Annotated in this window: 3 protein-coding genes; all 3 read left to right on the forward strand. The window is 72.1% G+C overall.

What is annotated here, in order from left to right; genetic code table 11:
* Positions 1–994, forward strand: a 994-nt coding sequence (locus TFC3_RS33285) for a cytochrome P450 (RefSeq protein ID WP_067510138.1), incomplete at its 5' end; no start/stop codon positions are given.
* Positions 991–1,194: a ferredoxin gene (locus tag TFC3_RS33290; RefSeq protein ID WP_255363820.1), complete on the forward strand. Its 204-nt coding sequence runs from the start codon at positions 991–993 to the stop codon at positions 1,192–1,194. The genes TFC3_RS33285 and TFC3_RS33290, both read left to right, overlap by 4 nt.
* A gap of 27 nt (positions 1,195–1,221) precedes the next feature.
* Positions 1,222–1,942, forward strand: a 721-nt coding sequence (locus tag TFC3_RS33295; RefSeq protein ID WP_067510142.1) for a 1-acyl-sn-glycerol-3-phosphate acyltransferase, incomplete at its 3' end; no start/stop codon positions are given.

Consider the following 1,942-nt stretch of genomic DNA (forward strand, 5'->3'; position numbering starts at 1 on the left):
GCCGCAGCGGTCCCCGCCGCAGACCGGCGAGGGCGGCCGCGGCAGCTTCATCCGCATGGACGGCTCCGAGCACCTGCGCCTGCGCCGTATGCTCACCGCCGAATTCATGATCAAAAACATCAGGCGGATCGAACCCCTCATCACCGGTACGGTCGAAAGCGCGCTCGATGACCTGCAGGCCCGCGGCGCACCGGCCGACCTGATCACCGGGTTCGCCCTGCCCGTACCCTCGCTGGTGATCTGCCACCTGCTCGGGGTGCCCTACGAGGACCACCCGTTCTTCCAGGCCCGCAGCGCGGTGCTGCTCGACCGCAGTGCCGGCCCGGCCGCGGTGCGCACCGCGATGACGCAGCTGCGCTCGTACCTGGGACATCTGATCGAGAAAAAACGCACCAGCGGCGAACCCGGCGATGAGCTGCTCGGCCGGCTGGTCAGCGAACGCGTGCGCACCGGCGAACTCGAGATCGGCGAACTCATCGGCATGGCCGTGCTGCTGCTCATCGCCGGGCACGAGACCACCGCCAACATGATCGGCCTGAGCGTGCTGCTGTTGCTGCAGCATCCGGGCGTGTGGCAGCGCCTGCACGACAGCGACGAGCAGGCCGACACCGTGGTCGAGGAACTGCTGCGCTACCTGACCATCGTGCGCACCGGGCTGCCCCGCCAGGCCATCAGCGACACCGAGATCGGCGGGCACCCGATCCGCGCCGGCGACCCCGTCATCGCGCTGCTGTCGCTGGCCAACCGCGACGACGACACGTTCGGCCAGGGCGACGCCTTCGCCCCCTACCGCGAGGCCCGCCAGCACCTGGCGTTCGGCTTCGGCGTGCACCAGTGCATCGGCCAGCCTCTGGCCCGCGCCGAACTGCGCGTGGCCCTGACCCGCCTGGCACGCCGGCTGCCCGGGCTGCGCCTGGCCACCGACCCCGCCCACCTGCCCACCCGCGACAACTCGGTGGTGTACGGGCTGGCCGAACTGCCGGTGACCTGGTGAGCACAGCAGCAGTGCACGCCGACCGCGAGGTGTGCATCGGCGCCGGGATGTGCGTGCTGACCGCGCCGGAACTGTTCGACCAGGACGACGAGGGCCTGGTCGTGCTGCACCGGCGCCACCCCGGGCCCGAACAGGACGAGCTCGCCGACCGGGCGGTGCAACTGTGCCCCTCCGGAGCGCTGCGCCGCTCACCACGCTGACCCGCCGGCATGCGATCATGACCGGCTGTGGGGACGAGCTGGCAGGCACCGTGGCAGTGGCGGCTGGCGCTGCGCGTGTCCCGGCTGGTCGTCCCGCTGATCTGCCGCCTTGAGGTCACCGGCGGGGTACCGCAGCACCTGCGCGGCGGGCCGCTGATCCTGGCCGCCAACCACGTCAGCCCGGTCGACCCGATCGTCATGACCGCGGCCTGCAGCCTCGCCGGGATCGCCCCGCGGTTCATGGCCACCGGCGGGCTGTTCGACGCACCCGTCGCCGGGGCCGCCATGCGCGCGTTCGGGCACCTGCGCGTGGACCGGCACACCGACAAGGTCACCGCCGCGCTGCCCACCGCCGCCGCGGCCCTGCAAGCCGGCTCGGTCGTGCTGGTCTACCCGGAAGGCCGTATCGGCCTGGACCCGTGGATGTGGCCCGAACGCGGCAAAACCGGTGTGGCCCGCATGGCCGCGCTGTCCGGCGCCCCCGTGCAGGCCGTCGCGCAGTGGGGCACCCACGAGGTCATCCCCTACACCGCGCCGCAGAATCTCCTGCGCTCGGTGCTGCGCACCATGATCCACCGCCCGCGGGTCATCGTCCACTTCGGTCACCTGGTCGATCTGTCCGGGCTCACCGGCACCACGGGAGCGCAGGCCATGCGCGCCACCGACCGCATCATCCAGGCCATCACCGACACCTTGACGCCGCTGCGCCCCGGTGAACCCGAACTGCCGCGCCGCCCCGACCCTACCC

This window comes from Actinoplanes sp. TFC3 (assembly GCF_001553785.1).
Classification (GTDB): Bacteria; Actinomycetota; Actinomycetes; order Mycobacteriales; family Micromonosporaceae; genus Actinoplanes.